This window comes from Mycobacterium pinniadriaticum (assembly GCF_026242045.1).
Classification (GTDB): Bacteria; Actinomycetota; Actinomycetes; order Mycobacteriales; family Mycobacteriaceae; genus Mycobacterium; species Mycobacterium pinniadriaticum.
In genome coordinates this window covers 212,405-228,302 of the sequence record NZ_JAPJDO010000008.1, presented here as the reverse complement: position 1 = coordinate 228,302, position 15,898 = coordinate 212,405, and the positions used below count along the sequence as shown (strand labels likewise).

Annotated in this window: 11 protein-coding genes and 1 pseudogene; 6 read left to right on the top strand and 6 right to left on the bottom strand. The window is 66.4% G+C overall.

Annotated features, from left to right (window positions below; translation table 11 throughout):
• Positions 1–290: 290 nt before the first annotated feature.
• The 5 genes from ORI27_RS12360 to ORI27_RS12340 all read right to left on the bottom strand — a co-directional run bounded on the left by ORI27_RS12360 (position 291) and on the right by ORI27_RS12340 (position 6,193).
• Complete coding sequence (locus ORI27_RS12360; protein ID WP_265997134.1) at positions 291–662, bottom strand: SpoIIAA family protein; 372 nt, start codon at positions 660–662, stop codon at positions 291–293.
• A 93-nt stretch (positions 663–755) separates the two neighbouring features.
• Positions 756–2,093: a nucleotide disphospho-sugar-binding domain-containing protein gene (locus tag ORI27_RS12355; RefSeq protein ID WP_265997133.1), complete on the bottom strand. Its 1,338-nt coding sequence runs from the start codon at positions 2,091–2,093 to the stop codon at positions 756–758.
• Between the two features lie 108 nt (positions 2,094–2,201).
• Positions 2,202–3,029, bottom strand: coding sequence for a formate dehydrogenase accessory sulfurtransferase FdhD (fdhD, locus tag ORI27_RS12350; RefSeq protein ID WP_265997132.1), 828 nt, complete (start codon positions 3,027–3,029; stop codon positions 2,202–2,204).
• On the bottom strand, positions 3,017–5,347 hold the full coding sequence (locus tag ORI27_RS12345; protein WP_265997131.1) for an FdhF/YdeP family oxidoreductase: 2,331 nt from the start codon (positions 5,345–5,347) through the stop codon (positions 3,017–3,019). Before ORI27_RS12345 ends, fdhD begins: the two co-directional genes overlap by 13 nt.
• A 36-nt stretch (positions 5,348–5,383) precedes the next feature.
• Positions 5,384–6,193, bottom strand: a complete 810-nt coding sequence (locus tag ORI27_RS12340; protein ID WP_265997130.1) for a hypothetical protein — start codon at positions 6,191–6,193, stop codon at positions 5,384–5,386.
• Between the two features lie 441 nt (positions 6,194–6,634).
• Between ORI27_RS12340 and ORI27_RS12335 the strand changes: the two genes are divergently transcribed.
• Positions 6,635–8,809 (top strand): glutamine synthetase III family protein, encoded by a 2,175-nt coding sequence (locus ORI27_RS12335; protein ID WP_265997129.1) that lies wholly within the window; start codon positions 6,635–6,637, stop codon positions 8,807–8,809.
• Positions 8,810–8,854: 45 nt separating this feature from the next.
• Here ORI27_RS12335 and ORI27_RS12330 read toward each other — a convergent pair whose 3' ends face one another.
• Positions 8,855–9,553, bottom strand: a complete 699-nt coding sequence (locus ORI27_RS12330; protein WP_265997128.1) for a dienelactone hydrolase family protein — start codon at positions 9,551–9,553, stop codon at positions 8,855–8,857.
• A 150-nt stretch (positions 9,554–9,703) separates the two neighbouring features.
• On the opposite strand from ORI27_RS12330, the gene ORI27_RS12325 reads away from it, so the two are divergent.
• From ORI27_RS12325 to ORI27_RS12305, 5 genes and pseudogenes are all read left to right on the top strand, one after another.
• Complete coding sequence (locus ORI27_RS12325) at positions 9,704–10,549, top strand: carbohydrate kinase family protein (RefSeq protein WP_407666294.1); 846 nt, start codon at positions 9,704–9,706, stop codon at positions 10,547–10,549.
• 285 nt (positions 10,550–10,834) lie between these two features.
• The gene (locus ORI27_RS12320) at positions 10,835–12,781 is read left to right on the top strand and encodes a 2-oxoacid:acceptor oxidoreductase subunit alpha (protein WP_265997127.1); all 1,947 of its coding nucleotides are present in this window, start codon (positions 10,835–10,837) and stop codon (positions 12,779–12,781) included.
• Positions 12,778–13,854 (top strand): 2-oxoacid:ferredoxin oxidoreductase subunit beta, encoded by a 1,077-nt coding sequence (locus ORI27_RS12315; RefSeq protein WP_265997126.1) that lies wholly within the window; start codon positions 12,778–12,780, stop codon positions 13,852–13,854. Before ORI27_RS12320 ends, ORI27_RS12315 begins: the two co-directional genes overlap by 4 nt.
• A gap of 18 nt (positions 13,855–13,872) precedes the next feature.
• Positions 13,873–14,451, top strand: coding sequence for a molybdenum cofactor guanylyltransferase (mobA, locus tag ORI27_RS12310; protein ID WP_265997125.1), 579 nt, complete (start codon positions 13,873–13,875; stop codon positions 14,449–14,451).
• Between the two features lie 1,040 nt (positions 14,452–15,491).
• Positions 15,492–15,725 (top strand): annotated as a pseudogene (locus ORI27_RS12305) (transglycosylase family protein); the annotation flags it as partial.
• Positions 15,726–15,898: the final 173 nt, after the last annotated feature.

Below are 15,898 nucleotides of genomic sequence, written 5' to 3'. Positions count from 1 at the left end.
AACCTTCACTGGGGCCTCCATCCACATCTGTGGCTCTACCGGCCAGGACCCACTCCTGACGGCAACCCACGATCACATGTGGCGAGGCCCCAGCCTCCCCATACGGTCTAGGCACCTGCTTCGGCTGTCATGAGTCCGGCGTATGAATGTGCGTCAACGTCGAACTCTATTTTTCTGGCGCTGGTGCCCGGAACGGCCGACAGCCACTGATCCCAGGACCTATGTCCTCACCTTGTGTCATCCGGACGGAGGACAACGTCCTGCGCGCCCGCCCCGGGCGCCGCGACAAGTCAGCTTGCCGACTCGCTGACCCATTCGCGCGCCTTCGCGGCATCCGCGATGGGGAACGCGCGCATCTCACCCGGCATCAGGAAGCCGACGAACTTCATCGTCTGCTTGATCCACTCGATGTCGGTGACAACGGCAAACCGTTCCCATCTCAGGACGTGGCTGAACCCGAACTTGGTGTCGTCCCACATGGCACCGGGATCGAAACCGTCGAAGTCGGGATCGATCTCGTAGTAGATGCGGACCTTGTCATGCCGGGCCAGACGGGTCTCGACGTCCGGTATCAGCACCGTTTCGTAGTCCGATTTCGAGACGTGGCCGTGGCAGGAGAATGCCGCGACGTTGTCGGGTAATCCGGACAGGGCCTTGATCATGATGTTCCTCCGAGCAGGTGATCCAACTGCGTCCTGTCTCCCCATGGTGTGCATCGGCGGGACAGCGAAGGAAGGGCAGAAGGTCACCTCGGGCTAGGACCGCTGACGATGACCCGACGAGCCGCTGTCCAGAGCCACCCGGCTCGGGGGTCGGTCGATCACCTCGTCGACCAATGCGGCGATCTCAGCGACACCGTCACGCTGGGCGAACGCAGTCTGCAGGTTACGGGCGCAGTTCCGGTAGTGCGGATTGTGCAGCACCGCGCTGACGGCATGGCGCAGTGCTCGCGGTGTGGGTGTGCCGGTCTTCAGGTTGATCCCCGCGCCCGACCAACCGACCCGGGCGGCCACTTCCGGCTTGTCCTCGGTATCGCCGGCCACCACCAGCGGAACGCCGGCGCACAGAGCGCGCTGGACGGCGCCGTAGCCGCCGTTGCTCACCATGGCATCCACTTTGGGCAGCAGGACATCGTGCGGGATAAATTCGGCGACAAAGGTATTCAACGGCAACGGGACCTTGACGTCGGTGATGGCACGGCCCCCGGTGGTGGCGACCACGACGACGTCCTCGCCGCCGAGGGCCTCGATGGTCGGTTCCAGCAGGCGGCCCAATTCGGCATTGTCGACGGTGCCCTGGGTGACGTGCACGACGGGCCGACCGTCGTCGAGCACGCTCCACCACGGTGGCGGCCGGAATCCTCGGGCCGGCAGCGGGTGCACCGCGCCGACGTAGCGCACATTGGCGGGCAGGTCGCTGCGCGGATAGTCGAACGCCGGCACGGTGGGCACGATGTAGCGATCGGCCAGGAGCCCCGCGTCCAAGACGAACACCGGTAGCCGCGGGGCGTTCATGGCGTCCAGAAGCCGATTGGCGGCGCGGTGCGAGGGTCCCAGCAGCACACTGTGCGACAGTGCGGTGAGGGTCCGATTGCGTAGCCGCCCCAGGGGGCCGGTGGTGGGCGGCATGCCGAGACCGGCGGGGCCGGTGTCGCGGCTGGCAATCATCAACGGCATCGGGGTGAATGCCAGCACCGGCGGTAGAGAGGCCCGCGAACCCAGCAGGAACGGCAGGATCCCGAGGAACGCCGAATCGACGATCACGGCGTCGAAGCGGGTCGACGTGAACAGTTCGGCGAGGATGGCCGCCTGCCGGGGCATGGGTGCGACGAACATCTCGGCGATGTCGAAGTTGAGCCGCCGCAGCCCGGTCAGCTGGGCCCGTTCCGGAAACTGGTCGACCTTGCCGTCCACCAGGTCGGCTTCGGGTGGTAGTGGGTGCAGCTTGGCGCCGCAGGCGTAGATGCTCGCCGCGTGTCTGGGTGACGTCAGCACGGTGACCTGGTCACCGCGATGGGCCAGCCCACCGGCAATGGCCAGCAACGGGGTGATGTGCCCGGCCGCGGACAGACCCGCAATCAGAATTTCGGCCATCGTGCTCCCAATCGTTCGGTGGGTGATCGGGATTGAATGGTCGCCGGTATCGCGCCACGGCGGCTTGGAGGTTCTATGGAGATTAGGTGGAGATTGCCGGTGGACGACTCAGCGCAGGATGCGGTCGGCCCTGCTGTAGACGTTCATCGATTCCCCGCGCAGGAACGCCACCAGCGTCAGACCGGACTGGGTGGCCAGGTCGACGGCCAGCGAGGACGGCGCGGACACCGCGGCGAGCACGGGGATGCCGGCCATCACCGCCTTCTGAGTCAGCTCGAAGGACGCCCGTCCGCTGACCAGCAGGACGGTGCCGCCCAGCGGCACCCGGTTGGCCTCCAACGCCCAGCCGATCACCTTGTCGACGGCATTGTGCCGGCCGACGTCCTCGCGGACGGCGAGCGCCGTGCCGTCGACACCGAACAGCGCCGCGCCATGTAGCCCCCCGGTGCTGGCGAAGACTTTTTGTGCCGAGCGCAGTTGGGTGGGCATCGCGGTGAGTGCCGCCGCGGTGACGGTCGACGGGTCGTCGCCGGGGGAGTGCCGGCTGGTCAGCCGGACCGCGTCGATCGAGGCCTTGCCGCAGACGCCGCACGAAGAGGTGGTGTAGAAGTTGCGGGTGACGTCGACCTCGGGCGTGGGTACGCCAGGCCGCAGGGTGACGTCGAGGACGTTGTAGGTGTTGGTTCCGTCTTCCCCTTCGACTCCCCGGCAGTAGCGCACGGTCAGCACGTCGTCGCGGTGGGCGATTACCCCTTCGGTCAGCAGAAAGCCCTGCGCGAGTTCGACATCGGAGCCGGGGGTGCGCATGGTGACGCTCAGCGGTGTCCCATTGACCCGGATCTCCAGCGGCTCCTCCACCACCAGGGTTTCGGGGCGCTCGGTGACGGTGCCGTCGATGAGGTGACTGGCCCGCCGCCGCGAGGTCACCCGCCCCATGACGATTCCTGCTCGCCGCGCTCCAGCCGGATCACGATCGCCTTCGATACCGGTGTATTGGACTTGGCGGCAACGTGATCCAGGGGTACCAGAGGATTGGTTTCGGGGTAGTAGGCGGCGGCGTTGCCGACCGGGGTGGAATACGGCACGACCAGAAAATCCTTGGCGCGGCGCTCCTGCAATTCGCCCTGGCGGTCGGTGAACTCCGAGATCAGGTCGACACGGTCGCCCGCGGTCAGCCCGAGGGCCTCGATGTCGGTGGGATTGACGAAGATCACGCGGCGGCCACCCTTGACCCCGCGGTAGCGGTCATCGAGACCGTAGATCGTGGTGTTGTACTGGTCGTGGCTGCGTAAGGTTTGCAGCACCAGGCGCCCGGGCGGCACCGGCACCCAGTGCAGCGGGCTGACGGTGAAGTTGGCCTTGCCGGTGAGGGTGGGGAATTCGCGGGAATCCCTTGGCGGGTGCGGCAATTGGAAGCCATCCGGCCGGCGGACCCGGGCGTTGTAATCTTGGCAGCCCGGCACGACGGCGGCGATCGCGTCGCGGATGGTGTCATAGTCGGCAGCGAAGCTGTCCCACGGCACGGGATGCTCGGCTCCGAGCACCTCGCGGGCCAACTGGCAGATGATCGCGACTTCACTGCGGACCTCGTCGCTGGGTGGGGTCAGACTGCCTCGCGACAGGTGCACCATCGACATCGAATCCTCGACGGAGACAACCTGTTTACGGCCGGACACCAGATCGCGGTCGGTCCGTCCCAGGGTGGGCAGGATCAGCGCGGTGCGGCCGTGCACCAGATGGCTGCGGTTGAGCTTGGTGGAGACCTGCACGGTCAGCGCGCACGCGCTCAGCGCCGCCTCGGTCACCGCGGTGTCGGGGGTGGCCGAGGCGAAGTTTCCGCCCATCGCGACGAATACCGACGCCCGGCCGTCGCGCATGGCCCGGATGGCATCGACCGTGTCGTAACCGTGCTTGCGGGGACTGATGATGCCGAACCGGTCATCCAGCGCGGCCAGGAAGGTTTCGGGGACCTTCTCCCAGATCCCCATCGTGCGATCGCCCTGGACGTTGGAGTGGCCACGCACCGGACACACTCCGGCGCCGGGCTTTCCGATCATGCCGCGCAATAACAGCAGATTGGTCATCTCGGCGATCGTGGCGACGGCGTGGGTGTGCTGAGTGATGCCCATCGCCCAGCACACGATCGTGCGTTGCGATGCGGCGAGCAGGCCCGCGACCCGATCCAGTTGCGGGCGGGTGATACCCGTGGCCTCGGTGACGCTGTCCATGTCGACGGTTCGGGCATCGGCGAGGTACTCGTCGGCTCCGTGGCAGTGCGCGGCGATGAACTCGCGGTCGATCACGCTGCCCGGGGCGCGGTCGTCGGCTTCCACCAGCAGCCGGCCCAGGCCCTTGAACAAGGCCAGGTCTCCGCCGATGCGGATCTGGACGAACTCGTCGGCGATCGGCACCCCGTGGCCGACGACTCCGTGGACCTTCTGCGGATCCTTGAACCGGATCAGGCCTGCCTCGGGAAGCGGATTGACGGCGATGATCTTCGCCCCGTTGGCTTTCGCCTTCTCCAGCACCGACAGCATCCGCGGGTGGTTGGTGCCGGGGTTCTGGCCGGCGATGACGATCACGTCGGCGTGTTCGACGTCGTCGACGGTCACCGAGCCCTTGCCGATACCGATGGAATCGATCAGTGCGGTGCCCGACGACTCGTGGCACATGTTGGAACAGTCCGGCAGATTGTTGGTGCCGAAGCTGCGCACCAGCAATTGGTAGAGAAAGGCTGCCTCGTTGCTGGTGCGTCCCGAGGTGTAGAAGACCGCCTCGTGCGGCGAGCCCAGCGCACTCAGATGTTCGGCGATCAGCCGGTACGCCTCGTTCCAGCCGATCGGTCGGTAGTGCTGCTCGCCGGGGCGCAGCACCATCGGGTGGGTCAGCCTGCCCTGCTGGGACAGCCAGTACTCGGGCTTGTCGGCGAGTTCGGCCACCGAATGGCGGGCGAAGAACTCCGGGGTGACCCGCCGTTTGGTGGCCTCCTCGGCCACCGCTTTGGCCCCGTTCTCGCAGAACTCGGCAAGCTTGCGGCCGCCGTGCTCCTCGGGCCAGGCGCAGCCCGGGCAATCGAATCCGTGGCGCTGATTGAGCCGGGCCAGGGTCTCCACCGTACGGACCGCGCCCATCTCGGCCAGCCCGCGCCGCAGCGCCACCAGAACCGCGGGAACGCCGGCCGCCTCATCCTTGGGCGCGCTCACCCGTACCGCGCGTTCGTCGTAGTCGGCTGGGACGTCGCGGCCGTTGCTCATGCCCTCAAATCTAGGCCGCGCGGCCCGACGTCGGCATCAACGGGCTGACTTGGCAGTGCCGTTCGTGGCCGCCGGGCGGGCGTGGCGCTTACCGACGGCTCGAGCCGAACCGGTGGACCTGCTACTGCTGGCCGTGGCCGATGCGGAAGCTGAGTGCCTCGGCCGCGGGCCGGCTGTGCCTCTCGCCGGTGTCGCGGCGGCGGTGGCGCGTTTCGTCCTCGTGTCGGTTTTGGCCGTGTTGCCCGATACCTGGACGGCGGGCAGTGCGCTCAGGCCCCCGGCCGCGGCCGGGGCCGCCGTCCTCGCGGCGGATACGCTGGTCAGGGTGCCCGCGATGTCCTGTAGCACTGCCTTGACCACGTTGACCATCGTGGCTATCCCCTTGCCGACAGCGGCGACCACGTCGTAGAGGCCGGCCTGCACGGCAGCGGACAATCCGTCCGTACCGACGGCGGAGGCGGTGTTGATGACGGCTACCACCACCGCACCCACCACCGGTATCACCGCTTCGGGAATGGCCGCGAGCACCGTCATCGCGCCGCTGATCACCGCGGGCGCCAACGCCAACATCGGGCCGATCTGGGTCAGAGCGGTCCCGAGCGGTGAGCCGATATCGCCGCCGACCGACGGGGACAGCTGCAAGCTGACGTTGACCATCGCCTCGCCGAGCGGCGTACCGTTGTTCAGTTCGTCAATCAATGACGTGGTCACGAACTGCATCGTTGCGGCAGTGTCCGGGTTGAACGCGGCCAGCGCGTTCATGACCGCCAAAACCTGTGGCAGGCCGAAAGGCACCGAGCTGGCGACGACGGCCGCGGCAGCGGGGGCGACTGACCCGCTGGTCACGCTCGTGAGTTGGAATGCGCTCGACAGGGTGGCCCCTGAGGAGTAATAGTCCGGCGAATTCGCCGGACTGAGGGTGGGTGATGCTGCGGCGACAACGGCGCAGACGGTGAGAGGTGCGATGACGGCTGAACCAAACATGAGTGCCCCCATAAGTGTTGAATCCAAAACCCCTATAACTCCACTTATACGACCTTGGGGACCTTGCTGAGCTCGAACGACACAATAAATTCATCTTGCTTTTTCACATATTTACGTGCGGTAATGCGGTCTGTAATCCGTGTTTGTTTGCCCAAAATGAGTTTGCGGGGACTTGTTCCCGATCAGTGCCGCATTCTGACGTTGACGCGGGCGTAACGAGATCGGCATGCAGGCGACCTACGGTTGGCCGGTCGTATGCCCGCGAACCAGACGCGGGCACCTTGGTTGGAAGAGGAACATCAGTTGAGCGGAAACGCGGCCCGCATCCAGGCGATCATCAATGTCGAGGCCTACGAGCCTCCGGCGGTCAGCTTCGTCCCCGGCGAGGAGCCGGGTGAGATCTTCGGATCGAACGTGTTCACCAAGGCCGAGATGCAGGCCCGGCTGCCCAAGTCGGTCTATAAGTCGGTTATCGCGACGATCGAGAAGGGCGCCAAGCTCGATCCCGCGGTCGCGGACACGGTTGCGGTCGCGATGAAGGACTGGGCCCTGGAGAAGGGCGCCACCCACTACGCCCACGTCTTCTACCCGATGACCGGACTGACCGCCGAGAAGCACGACAGTTTCCTCGAGCCCGTCTCCGACGGCCAGACCTTGGCCGAGTTCGCGGGCAAGACCCTGATCCAGGGTGAGCCCGACGCGTCGAGCTTCCCGTCCGGTGGTTTGCGCAGCACCTTCGAGGCCCGCGGGTACACCGGCTGGGACGTGACCAGCCCCGCCTACATCCTGGAGAACCCGAACGGCAACACCCTGTGCATCCCAACGGTGTTCGTGTCGATGACCGGCGAGGCCCTGGACTACAAGACGCCGCTGCTGCGCAGCCAACAGGCGATGGGCACGCACGCCGAACGGATCCTGAAGCTGTTCGGCCACACCGACTTCGAGCATGTCGTGTCGTTCTGCGGCCCGGAGCAGGAGTACTTCCTGGTCGATCGGCACTTCTTCCTGGCCCGTCCGGACCTCATTAATGCCGGGCGCACCCTGTTCGGCGCCAAGCCGCCCAAGGGCCAGGAGTTCGACGACCACTACTTCGGCGCGGTGCCCGACCGGGTGCTGGCATTCATGATGGACACCGAGCGTGAGCTGTTCAAACTGGGCATCCCGGCCAAGACGCGGCACAACGAGGTCGCGCCCGGTCAGTTCGAGATCGCTCCGATGTTCGAGCGGGCCAATATCGCCGCCGACCATCAGCAGCTGCTGATGACCACGTTCCGTAATGTCGCCAAGCGGCATGGCATGGAGTGCCTGTTCCACGAGAAGCCGTTCGCCGGCGTCAACGGATCGGGCAAGCACGTCAACTTCTCCATGGGCAACTCCCAGTTCGGCAGCCTGCTGGTGCCCGGCGACACCCCGCACGAGAACGCACAGTTCCTGGTGTTCTGCGCGGCCGTCATCCGGGCCGTGCACAAGTTCGGCGGCCTGCTGCGGGTGTCGGTGGCCTCGGCCACCAACGACCACCGGCTCGGCGCCAACGAGGCCCCGCCCGCGATCATCTCGATCTTCCTCGGCGAGCAGCTGGCCGACGTGTTCGAGCAGATCGCCAAGGGCGCGGCGACATCGTCGAAGGGCAAGGGCAGCATGATCATCGGCGTCGACACGCTGCCGGTGCTGCCGACCGATCCCGGCGACCGCAACCGCACCAGCCCGTTCGCCTTCACCGGCAACCGGTTCGAGTTCCGCGCACCGGGTTCGGGGCAGACCATCAACGTTCCGATGATCGTCCTCAACACGATCATGGCCGACTCGCTCGACTACATGGCCACCGTGCTGGAGAAGGCGGTTGCCGACGGCGAAGAGTTCGACTCCGCGGTGCAGAAGCTACTGACCGATGTCATCACCGAACACGGTGCGGTGGTCTTCAACGGTGACGGCTATTCGGAGAACTGGCAGATCGAGGCCGCCGAGCGTGGTCTGCCCAACCTGAAGACCACCCCGGATGCCATCCCGGAGTTGATCAAGCCGGAAGCCATCGCGCTGTTCGAGAAGTACGGCGTGTTCAACGAGCGCGAGCTGCACAGCCGCTACGAGGTGCGGCTGGAGCAGTACGTTCTGACCATCGCGGTGGAGGCCAAGCTGGTCCTGGAGATGGGTTCGACAGTGATCCTGCCGGCGGCGATCCGTTACCAGACCGAACTGGCGCAGAACGTCACGGCGCTGAAGAAGGCGGGTATGGACCCCGACACCACGCTGCTGGAGGCCGTGTCGGCTCCGATCACCGACCTGACCAAGGCGCTCGCCGATCTCAAGGCCGCGATGGGAACTCACGTCGACGGTGCCGCCGCGGAGGCGCTGCACTACCGGGACGCGGTCCTGCCGGCGATGGCTGCGGCGCGGGAAGCCGCCGACACGCTGGAAAGCGTTGTCGCCGACGACCTCTGGCCGCTGCCGACCTACCAGGAAATGCTCTACATCCTCTGAGTTAGCGCCGAGGCTGGCCCGCTCAGGCGAGTGCCAGCCTCGGCATCACTTCAGGTGTTCGCCGAAGAACGCCAGGATGCGCTGCCAGGCGTCCTCGGCCTCGGGCTCCGAGTAAGCCAATCCGGCGACCTGCTCGATGACTTTCAGCGGTCCCGGGGCGGGAAATTGGTTCATGAAGGAATGCCCCACGTTCGGGTATTCCTTGATGTCGCGCGCCACGCCGCCTTCGGCGAGTAATTCTTCGAGTTTGGCTGCTGCGCCCTTGAGCATCCGGTCCTTGGCGCCGTAGCTGGCGACAGTGGGGCACGAGTTCGGAATCGCGGAGATGTCCTTGGGCCACGCGCCGTAGTTGGGGGCCGAGGCGTCGAAATGTCCACTGGGGCCGAGCACCAGGCAGAATCCGCCGCCCATGCAGAACCCGACGATGCCGACCTTTCCGGTGCAGTCGGGATCGGCAGCGAGGTGATCGCGCGCGGCGACCAGATCGTCGACGGCCGTCCCCTTGCCGTCGCGGAATGCCTGCAGGGTCCGCACCACGCACAGCAGCCGATTGCCGCGGTGGTAGAGCGCCGGTGTGATCGCGAGGTAGCCGTTGTCGGCGAACCGGTCGGTGATGCGCTGCACGTCGCGCGTCATGCCCACCGCGTCGTGGACGATGACCACCCCGGGCCACGGCCCCGCCCCGGTCGGCCTGGCCTGATACGCGGGGAGAGGGCGGCCCGGTGCGGGGTAGGTGGTCTGCATGGTGGCATCTTGGCACCCCCGAGACCCCGGGGGCGGTCAGATCAGCTAGTTCGACTCCATCCGCCTGTGTCGTTGGTTCGAGGAAAACCCGACTACCATCTCGCGCCGACGGCGACGATGGATGCGCCGACGTTGATGAGGAGAAGTCGAGTGCCAGAACCGCGCGCCGAGCTCGTCGACGGCGTGACCGTGCTGGGCAATCTGGCCATCGACGTGATCAACGGCGGGCCGAGGACGCCCGGCGGGTGCGCGTCGTTCTCCGGTGTGGCCATGGAGGCCGCCGGCGGACCGGGCCGGATCGTCGCGCTCGCCGCCGCCGAGGACCGGCCGTTGTTCGATCCACTGCTGGAGCGGTTCGGTTCGATGATGCAGATCCTGACGGCGGATCGCACGAGCTCGTTTCGGCTGGACTACTCCGACGCCGATCACCGCCGGATGTCGGTGGAGGCCATCGGCCCGGTGTGGGGCCCCGCACAGGTCGAAGCCGCCGGGCCCGACACCACCTGGGTGCATCTCGCCCCGCTGTTGCGCACCGACTTTCCCGCGCCGACGCTCGCGCTGCTGGCGCGGCGGGGTCATCGGGTCGCCTACGACGGCCAGGGCCTGGTCCGCGCCGACCGGCTCGGACCGCTCGTCGTGGACCGGCACTACCCGCCCGAACTGTTGGCCCACATCAGCATCTTGAAGCTGGCCGAAGATGAAGCCGTCATCGTCGCCGACGGGCCGTTCGATGAAGCGACCGCGGCCCGCCTCGGCGTCCCGGAGATCCTGGTCACCTACGGATCCGAGGGATGCGACATCTACACCCCGGACTCGTGCGTGCGGGTGCCCGCCGCCTGGCGGGTGGAGGGCGTGCAGACCACGGGGGCCGGCGACATGTTCACCACCTGCTATGTCGCCAATCGAGCCGCGGGCGCCGATCCCCGCGCGGCGGCCAAAGAAGCCAGTGAACTTGTCGCCGGCGAACTCGAGAAACGCCTGGCGGCGCGCCGCTAACTGAGAGCTACCCACGAGTAGCCGATCTCTTAGAGAATCCCGTTCTCGGGAAGTGACGAACGACACACTTTTGTCTCATCCGGGTGTGGATCAAGTCCGTGAGCTGTGATTTTCAGGCAGGGTGCGCGGCGTGTCAATGTCCCGCCGTGGTCTGGCTTGCCTAAGAAAGTGCAATAATCGGTACCGCGAGTGACAGCAACTCCTGGGCTGTCGATTCCGTCGGCGCGTCCATCTGACAGCGACGCGGGATCTACACCCGGCGGGGACGGGACGAAAGGCGGGCACGTGGGTCCGAACGGCAACGGAGCTACGGGTGACCGGGAGAAACTGGAGAAGGTCGTCATCCGGTTCGCCGGTGACTCCGGCGATGGTATGCAGCTGACCGGTGACCGGTTCACCTCCGAGGCGGCACTGTGGGGCAACGACCTTGCGACACAGCCGAATTACCCCGCCGAGATCCGCGCCCCGCAGGGCACGCTGCCCGGCGTCTCCTCGTTCCAGATCCAGATCGCCGATTACGACATCCTCACCGCCGGCGACCGTCCCGACGTTCTGGTCGCCATGAACCCCGCCGCGCTGAAGGCCAATATCGGCGACCTGCCGCGCGGCGGTCTGGTGATCGCCAATTCCGACGAATTCACCAAACGCAACCTCGCGAAGGTCGGCTACGAGAACAACCCGCTCGATAGTGGCGAGCTGTCCGACTATGTGGTGCAGGCCGTCGCGATGACCACGCTGACCCTGGGTGCGGTCGAGGCGATCGGCGCGACCAAGAAGGACGGGCAGCGCGCCAAGAACATGTTCGCGCTCGGACTGTTGTCGTGGATGTACGGCCGGCCCATCGAGACCAGCGAGACGTTCATCCGGGAGAAGTTCGCCCGCAAGCCCGATATCGCCGAGGCCAATGTCCTGGCGCTCAAGGCCGGCTGGAACTACGGCGAAACCACCGAGGCCTTCGGCACCACCTACGAGATCGCGCCGGCCAAGCTGGCGCCGGGGGAGTACCGGCAGATCTCGGGCAACACCGCCCTGGCTTACGGCGTGATCGCCGCCGGGCAGCTGGCCGACACGCAGGTGGTGCTCGGCACCTACCCGATCACGCCGGCCTCGGACATCCTGCACGAGCTGTCCAAGCACAAGAATTTCAACGTCCTGACCTTCCAGGCCGAGGACGAGATCGCCGGCGTCGGTGCGGCGATCGGCGCGTCCTACGGCGGCGCACTCGGTGTCACCAGCACCTCGGGCCCCGGCATCTCGCTGAAGTCCGAGGCCATCGGCCTGGCCATGATGGCCGAGCTGCCACTGCTGGTGATCGACGTGCAGCGCGGTGGCCCGTCCACCGGCCTGCCGACCAAGACCGAGCAGGCCGACCTGCTGCAGGTGATGTTCGGCCGCAACGGCGAGTCGCCGGTCGCGGTGCTGGCCGCCAGCACGCCGTCGGATTGCTTCGAGGTGGCCATCGAGGCCGCACGCATCGCGCTGACGTACCGGACGCCGGTTGTCCTGCTGTCCGACGGTGCGATCGCCAACGGCTCGGAGCCGTGGCGGATCCCGGACATGGACTCGTTCGAGCCGATCGATGCCGATCACGCCAAGGCCGGCGAGGACTTCCAGCCCTATGCGCGCGACCCCGAGACACTGGCCCGCCAGTTCGCGATTCCCGGCACCCCCGGCCTGGAGCACCGCATCGGCGGCTTGGAGTCCGCCAACGGTTCCGGTGCTATCTCCTATCACGGGCCCAACCACGACCTCATGGTCCGGCTGCGTCAAGCCAAGATCGACGGCATCACGGTGCCCGACCTCGAGGTGGACGATCCGACCGGCGACGCAGAGCTGCTGATCCTGGGCTGGGGGAGTTCGTTCGGGCCGATCGGCGAGGCGTGCCGTCGGGCGCGCCGCCGCGGAATCAAGGTCGCCCAGGCGCACCTGCGCCACCTCAACCCGATGCCGGCCAACCTCGGTCAGGTGCTGCGCAAGTACCCGAACGTGGTGGTTCCGGAGATGAACCTCGGTCAGTTGGGGCTGCTGCTGCGCGGCAGGTATCTGGTCGACGTGCAGCCGGTCACCAAGGTGGCGGGCATGGCGTTCCGGGCTGACGAGGTGGAGGGCATCATTGATGCCGCCCTGGATGGGACGCTGGCTGAAAAGGAAAGCGATAAAGCGAAATTCGCCAGGCTCGAGGCGGCTACCGTGAGCACTGGCACAGGAGTTGGCGCGGGAGTGAACGGATGACTGACCTGATCGGCTCGGACCTGCTGGCACCGGGTGTGTCCAAGACGGCGTGGGTGCCGACCACCGATGAGCCGCAGAAGGCCAAGGACTTCACCAGCGACCAGGAGGTTCGCTGGTGCCCGGGTTGCGGTGACTACGTCATCCTCAACACGATCCGCAACTTCCTGCCGGATCTGGGGCTGCGCCGGGAGAACATCGCTTTCGTCAGCGGTATCGGCTGCTCGAGCCGGTTCCCGTACTACCTGGAGACGTACGGCTTCCACTCGATCCACGGGCGCGCGCCGACCATCGCCACCGGCCTGGCGCTGGCCCGCCCGGATCTGTCGGTCTGGGTGGTCACCGGCGACGGTGACGCCCTGTCGATCGGTGGCAACCACCTGATCCATGCGCTGCGCCGCAACGTCAACATCACGATCCTGCTGTTCAACAACCGGATCTACGGTCTGACCAAGGGCCAGTACTCGCCGACCTCGGAGGTCGGCAAGGTCACCAAGTCCACCCCGATGGGCTCGCTGGATCATCCGTTCAACCCGGTGTCGCTGGCGCTGGGTGCCGAGGCGACGTTCGTGGGCCGGGCGCTGGACTCCGATCGCAAGGGTCTGTCGGAGGTGCTGAAGGCGGCCGCCGAGCATCGCGGTGCCGCGCTGGTTGAGATCATGCAGGACTGCCCGATCTTCAACGACGGTTCCTTCGACCTGCTCCGCAAGGAGGGGGCCGAGGAGCGGATCATCAACGTCCGCCAGGGTGAGCCGGTCACGTTCGGGGCCAACGGCGAGTACTGCGTGGTCAAGACCGGTTTCGGGCTCGATGTGGCCAAGACCGCCGACGTCGCGGCCAGTGACATCGTGGTCCACGACGCCACCATCGCCGACTCCGCCTACGCCTTCGCACTGTCACGGTTGAGCCAGCAGAACCTCGAACACACCGTGATGGGCGTCTTCCGCCAGGTCAGCCGGCCGACGTATGACGACGCCGCCCGTGACCAGGTCCGCCTTGCGCGAGAGGCCACGCCCCATGACCGGCACGCGCTGCAATCGTTGCTGCGCGGCCGTGACACCTGGACCGTCGACTAGCCGGCCCTAGACGCAGCCGTGAGCACGCCCGCCCCGTTGGCCGCCGTGGTGCTGGCTGGTGGTGCGTCGCGCCGGATGGGCCGGGACAAGGCCACGCTGCCGCATCCCGATGGGGGCGTCACGATGGTGGAGTACACCGTCGGAGTCTTGAGGTCGCGTTGTGCGCCGGTGTTCGTGATCGCCGCCCCCGGCCAGGCCCTCCCGGCGCTGAACGCCGAGGTGCTGCGCGACGAGGTGCGCGGGGTGGGACCGTTGTTGGCCACCGGGCGCGGGCTTCGGGCGGCCGCGGCGGCCGGACTGGAGCGGGCCTTCGTCAGCGCGGTCGACATGCCGTTCCTGACCGTCGACGTGATCGACGAACTGGCCGAATACTCCGGTGTCGACATCGTGCTGCCGTGGGATAGCCGGGACCACTACCTGGCCGGCATCTACCGCACCGACCTCGCCGACCATATCGACGCCCTCGTCGCCGCGGGTGAGCGCAGCATGCGCGCGCTGGCCGAAACCGTCGTGACCCAGCGGGTCGTGCTGCCCGCGGGTCCGGCGCTGGCCAACGTCAATTCTCCGGCTGATTTGCAACAGCAAATCGCTACCTAATTTTCGAAAGACACCCTATTTCGGTGCGAATTATTGAAATTGCACTCCGGTATTTGGCACCAGTCATTTATCCACATTCTGTGGACCTCAAGATCGTCTGAGCCAGAACGAATTTCAGCCGTCTCCGTGCCGAGAGGTCAGTGAAACCGGGCCATTTCGCGCTGATCTCGCGCCTCGTCGGTAACGGCGGGCATTCCGCTCGGTGCGTCACCGGTCCGGGGCCGGGGTGCGGCGCCGAGGGGTGCGGCAGGAGACCCGCGAACACTCCTGGTAGGCAATACATTCTGAGCCCGAACTGTCAGGGTCGGCCGGTCGCCGGTTGTCGGACCCCGGCGCTGCGAATGCGGCGTACTGGAGTGAAAGATTATTATCGACAAGGGTTTTCGTCCATCCGGTTGACGGCGAACGGGGAGGGCGGTCAGCTAACGTGATCCCTGGCCGGCGCGCGCTGGACGTGGCACGCGAGGCGCGCCTCCTGGCCCGGATGTGCCGACCCCGACGCTTTCGGTGCATTGCGTGATCAAAGACCTGTGGCCCAGGCCACAAATAGTGCGTGATTTGAATCACAAAATTGACGGGCGTGTCAACGTACTGCCTGGTCATGAAACGTGGCGCTGACCTGCACAGATAACTCACAAGTTCCGGCCGTGATCGTCCTGTTATCAAACCGAGATAGGCGTGTCGTTGATGTGACTTCGCTCGATTGGCTCCGTACGGTCCTACCCGATCCCTATGGGAGCAAATAACTCCACAGATTCGAACCCTGCGTGTGAGCGGGGCCGGGGAGGTCCGAGGGCCTTCTTCGGGTCACCGGGTGAGCAACCCCACGGTGAGCCGGCCGGTCGCCGCTGTCGTGCCCGACCGAGACGGCGCGACCCGAACTCCGGCAGCCCTGGCTCAGGACTGCACTCGGCGCGTGCTCGGCGAAAGGAAAACTGTTGTACAACCTCCGCAAGACGCTCGCACGGTCCTTCGGGATGGCCGCGATCGGTGGCGCCGCTGTGGTGGCGCCGATGTTCGTCGGTACCGGTACCGCCTCCGCTGACGGCATGAACTGGGACGCGGTCGCACAGTGCGAGTCCGGCGGCAACTGGGCGATCAACACCGGCAACGGCTACTACGGCGGCCTGCAGTTCGCCATGGGCACGTGGCGTTCCAACGGTGGTTCGGGCTCGCCGCACCTGGCCTCACGTGAGGAGCAGATCCGTGTGGCGGAGAACGTCCTGCGTACTCAGGGCCGGGGTGCCTGGCCGGTCTGCGGCCGTCGCGGCTGAGATAACGCTCTCAAGGGTGGCGCCGGGTCGACTGACTCGGCGCCACCCTTGTCTCTGAGAAAACTCCTCTATCAAAAATCTCAAGAAAAACAATCGACACGCCTGTAACGCCTGCATCACAAGTTGCGAACAACATCACAGTGGTACGCCAGTGCCCCCTTTGTCGGGAAGGG